This window comes from Candidatus Cryosericum odellii, from assembly GCF_003570935.1.
GTDB classification, from domain to species: domain Bacteria; phylum Caldisericota; class Caldisericia; order Cryosericales; family Cryosericaceae; genus Cryosericum; species Cryosericum odellii.
Map to the genome: position 1 here is coordinate 12437 of NZ_QXIU01000078.1, position 5101 is coordinate 17537.

General features: G+C 57.9%; 4 protein-coding genes. All 4 read right to left on the minus strand.

The genetic code is table 11. From position 1 onward, the window contains the following. Positions 1 to 16: 16 nt before the first annotated feature. Positions 17 to 1357, minus strand: coding sequence for an electron transport complex subunit RsxC (gene rsxC / locus SMC5_RS03155; RefSeq protein WP_119119552.1), 1341 nt, complete (start codon positions 1355 to 1357; stop codon positions 17 to 19). Further along, positions 1358 to 1864 (minus strand): zinc ribbon domain-containing protein, encoded by a 507-nt coding sequence (locus tag SMC5_RS03160; RefSeq protein WP_119119553.1) that lies wholly within the window; start codon positions 1862 to 1864, stop codon positions 1358 to 1360. Between the two features lie 6 nt (positions 1865 to 1870). After that, positions 1871 to 3223 (minus strand): bifunctional folylpolyglutamate synthase/dihydrofolate synthase, encoded by a 1353-nt coding sequence (locus SMC5_RS03165; protein ID WP_119119554.1) that lies wholly within the window; start codon positions 3221 to 3223, stop codon positions 1871 to 1873. Positions 3224 to 3235: 12 nt separating this feature from the next. Further along, positions 3236 to 5101: valine--tRNA ligase (gene valS, locus SMC5_RS03170; RefSeq protein WP_126854920.1), on the minus strand; the 1866-nt coding region annotated here is incomplete at its 5' end.

Sequence of the window (5101 nt, forward strand, 5' to 3'; positions counted from 1 at the left end):
CACAAGCTTCATCGTCTTATTTTCCATGGCGAGCCTCCTTGGCGCGCTGGTTGCGGAGAAGATCCTTGCCGAGCTTGAACCGCTGGGTGAGAGGGATGCGCGCTGGGCAGACATAGCTGCAGGCCCCGCATTCGAAGCAGTCGATGAGTCCGATAGCGTCGGCATGATCGAGATCATTGGACAAAAGCGCGGCATTCAGCAGCATAGGCATCAGCTGTGCGGAACAGGCATCTGCGCAACGGCCGCACCGGATGCACAGACGTTCCTCGTACTGCTTCGATTCTGCGGCAGTGAAGAACAGGATACCGCTGGTGCCCTTGGCAACAGGGGTCTGCAACGATGGTACGGCGACACCCATCATGGGGCCGCCGAAAATGACCTTGCGGACGTCGTCGCTAATCTGAATCACGCCCGGAATAAGGTCAGCGATCACTGTTCCGATGGGGGCGTACAGGTTCTTGGGTGTTGTGCAGGCTCCGCCTGAGACGGTGAACCCACGTTCGATCAGCGGCTTGCCGTCGACGAATGCTTCTTTGATGGCCTTGAGCGTCCCGACATTCTGGCAGATGACGCCGATGTCAAACGGGAGACCCTTCGAAGGAACCTCGCGACCGGTAACAGCCTTGATGAGCATCTTCTCGCCGCCCTCTGGGTACTTGGTCGCGGCGATGATGGTCCCCATGAGAATGCCGTGACTATGTCCGGCAAACTGCTTCTCGATAACAGGCACAGCGTCCGCTTTGTTGGATTCGATGGCAATATACGCCTTCTTGGCTCCCACAATGTGTGCCGCAATGGCCAGCCCCTCGACGACGTCCGCAGGCGATTCCATCATCGTCCTGTAGTCGATGGTCAGATAGGGCTCGCATTCTGCCCCATTGGCGATGATTATGTCTATGGGTTTGTCCGCTGGGGGAGCAAGCTTGACGTCAGTGGGGAACGATGCGCCTCCCATGCCGACGATACCAGCATCGCGCAAGCGTTTGATCGCTTCCTCACGTGAACAGGCAAAAGCATCGAGTGGCGCCATGTATGCTGTTTCATCGGTGCCGTCAGCTTCAATGAAGATGGCTATGCCGTCCTTCAGATTGCTCTGGGGGGCAGGCTCGATCTTCTTGACGATACCGGTGATGGACGCATGGACAGTTGCTGCCGGGCATGCCTGAACGTCGCCGATCATCTGTCCCTTGACCACCCGGTCTCCGACCTTTACCAGCGGCTGGTTCTGAGCACCGATGGCCTGTGTCAGGTGAATGACAACAGACGTTGGCGTCGGCACGTGTTCGATGGGCAAGTCTCTCGTTGGTTCCTTGTACTCAGGAGGGTGAATGCCACCTCTGAATGTTTTCAGACTCATCTAGACCAACTCTCCTTTCACTTCCGACTGTTCAACCTTGTGTCCGCAGTGTGGGCACGATTTCCAGTTTGTTTCCATGAGTTCGCCGCATGCTGGGCATACCGTTTGGAGTTCATTGCCACATGCGGGACAGAATCGGTACCTTGACTTCACTTCGTGTCCACAGACCGGACATTTTCTGTCCTGCTCGTCCATGAGGAATGCGTAGTAACTTCTCTGGAGTTTGAGAACGTCATTGTTCAACTTGTCCGCCATATGGTCGTCCAGGGTCAGGGGATCGCGGACCAGAAAGTATACAATCAGTGGCAGCAACCCGAGGCCGACTACGGTGAAGACCGACCAGACAAGGGTATTGGAGCCTCTCCTCGACGTGTCCTTGATGATCCAGATGAGGATGACGGCGACAAGGACGGCCACACCCAACAGGATGGAGCTGAGGTTCGGGATGACGGTGTTCTGCCAGAATTCAACCAGTAACGTAGTGATGATGTCACCTCCCAGTGCCAAAAAATATCATGGACGCACGAATGTGTAGAGACCCATGAGCTTGCGGACTGCTCCCACAAGGTACAGGGAGCCTGTCACGAGCAGCCACGAACCATCTGGCGTCAGGCTTCGAGCTTTCTCGTATGCCCTCTCTGCGTCGTCTTCTACGATGATGGAACCGTGGGGATGGTGGCGCAGGAACTTTTCCTCCAGTTCCCACGGGCTGGCAGTCCGACCATTGTCAGGGACGCGGGTCAGGACGACGGTGTCTACCTCTGGAGCCAGTATGCCGGCGATACCATCCATATCCTTGTCCATGAGCACGCCGAACAACATGGTGAACCGCTGGCCGGGGAAATGGGCATGCAGCGATTCCACGAGATATTTGGCGGCTGTCTGCGTGTGTGCACCATCCAGAAGGATCGGTGGAGTACCGGGAACGAGCTCCATGCGTCCGGGCCAGAACGTCTGCTCCAGGGCACGTCGCATTGCAGGTTCAGGTACGTCGATGCCGTTCTTGACAACCAGAGCGACAACCGCCGTGATGGCGCTTGCCGCGTTTTGGATCTGATGAGTTCCGCGCAGCGAGATGGTCACGTCAGGGAACGAAACCCGTCGCCCAAGGACCACACCGGCATAGTCGAACGTGACGGAGTCCGGTGTGAACCGCTGCGAAGAGACTGTATAGTCTCGTCCAGCAAGGGAAATCTGGTTTTCCATCGTCTCGGCCTGGGTGAGCAGGGTCGCCTGGGCGGCAAGGTAGTCCTGGTGGCCGATGACCGTGATGCCCCCCTGCTTGATGATGCCGGCCTTCTGGGTCGCGATCTCTTCGACGGTGTTGCCAAGCCGGTCTGTATGTTCCAGTCCGATATTTGTGATGATGGCAACCTCGGGCACGGGGATGACATTGGTAGCGTCATACAGTCCTCCGAGACCGACCTCCCACACAACCATGTCGACCTTCCTGCGGGCGAAGTGTACGATCGCCATGGCGGTGAAGACCTCGAAAACCGTGACAGGATCATTTTCCGAGACGGTGCCAATCGCACTCCATACAGCGTCGAACGCATCAAGAAAGTCCTTCGGCGAGAGCATTGCCCCGTTGATCGAGATACGTTCGCCGACATCCACGAGTGAGGGACTGATATAAAGGCCGACGGTGTAGCCGGCTTCCTCGAGGATACGTGCCGTGAAGGCGCAGACCGACCCCTTGCCCTTGGTGCCTGCCACGTGAATGAATCGGAGCTCCCGTTCCGGGTTTCCCAGGCTGGCCATGATACGGCGAATTCTCTCCAAACCCAGCTTCGAGCCAAACTTGGAGAGGGAGAAGACACTATCGAGTGCTTCAGCGTATGTTGTTCTTCGCTCGCGATTCTGCACGCTGTGCCAGGTCTACCCTTGTCCCTGCAGGAAGGTTGCGATGAGCTGTTCCTCGGCCTTGAGGTCTTCCAGTTTTTGCGTGTCCTTGTCGACGACTTCGGCCGGCGCACGTGCGAGGAAGTCCTGGTTGCCCAGCCGAGCTTCGAGCTTGGTGGTATCTGCGTGCAGGAGCTCCAGTTTGCCCTCGAGGACCTTGAGCTCACCTTCATAGTCGAAGTCCGATTTTGCAAGGATCATGACCTGCATCGCCCCATAGGCGCCCTTGATGTAGCGCTGGGTCGAATCCAGCTCCGTGCCTATGTCGGCAAACCGTCCAACGAACTTGACTGCCTCCGCATTTGCCATGATTGCCGCGATATCGCTTTCCGCCCCGGCCACCACCACGCTCTGTTTCTCGGTTGGCGGCAGGTGGAAGACCGCCTTGAGATTCCGAACTGCCTTGATGAACCCGATGAGGAAGTCGGCCTGCGTGGCGTCCTTGTCGTAGGTAGTCATCGCATCGGCTTCGGGGTACGCCGTCGTCGCCATCAGATGGTCGCCGCTGTACAGCTGCTGTGTGATGGTCTCGGTGACAAATGGGACAAACGGGTGGAGAAGGCGCAGCGTTTGTTCCAGGACGTACGCCAGCACCCAGCGGGTTGCGGGTGCCCTGGTCTCGTCGCGGAGCGGGATCTTCGCCAGCTCGATGTACCAATCGCAGAAGTTGCCCCAGATAAACTCGTAGAGCCGGTGCGAAGCCTCTCCGAAATCGAACACGTCCATTTTGGCGGTCACGTCGCGTGTTGCGCCGGCCAGACGCGTCAGAATCCATCGGTCGAACAGTCCGAGCTGATCATCGGACGGACGGGGACCGGCCAGCGTCTCCTTGACGTCGTCGCCGGCGTCGACGAAGCGCGTTGCATTCCACAGCTTGTTGATGAAGTTCCGCGACGACAGCAGCTTCTGGTCAGAGAGTAGGATGTCCTGTCCTCCGTAGGTGGAGAGGGAGGCCATCGTGAATCGCAGAGCATCGGTGCCATACATACTGATCAGGTCCAGCGGATCCACCTGGTTCTTGAGCGACTTGCTCATCTTCCGTCCCTGCTCATCGCGGACAAGACCCGTGATGAAGACTGTATGGAAGGGGACGTCATCCATGAATTCGAGACCGGATATGACCATGCGGGCGACCCAGAAGAAGATGATATCGTATCCGGTGATGAGCAGAGACGTCGGATAGTAGTACGTGAGAGAGGCGGACTGTTCGGGCCATCCCAGCGTAGCAAACGGCCACAAGGCCGAGCTGAACCATGTATCCAGGACGTCACTTTCCTGGGTGATATGACTGCTGCCGCATTTCGGGCACACGTGTGGGGCGTCGACGGAGGCGATGACCTCTCCGCAGTCTTCACAATGGTAGACCGGGATGCGGTGTCCCCACCACAACTGACGCGAAACGCACCAGTCGTTGATGTTTTCCAGCCAGCCCTCATAGACTTTTCGCCACTTGACCGGCAGGACCTCGACCTTGCCCTCGCGTTCAGCCTGCAGTGCCCTGACAGCTAGGTCCTTCATGCGCAGGTACCACTGGTCCGTGACGATGGGCTCAATTGTAGAGGCGCAGCGAGAGCAGTGTCCAACGCTGTGTTCGTAGTCGTCCACCTTTTCCAGCAGTCCCAGGGCGTCGATCTCGGCCACGATCTTCTCACGGGCTTCAATCGCAGACATGCCGCTGTAGTGCAAGGCGTTCTCGTTCATGAGGCCGTCGAGACCGATGACAGCCATGCTCGGAAGGTTGTGTCGCTGGCCGACCTCGAAGTCTGTGGGGTCATGGCCGGGAGTGATCTTGAGGGCGCCCGTGCCGAAATCCAGCAGGACAGCTTCGTCCGCGATCACCGG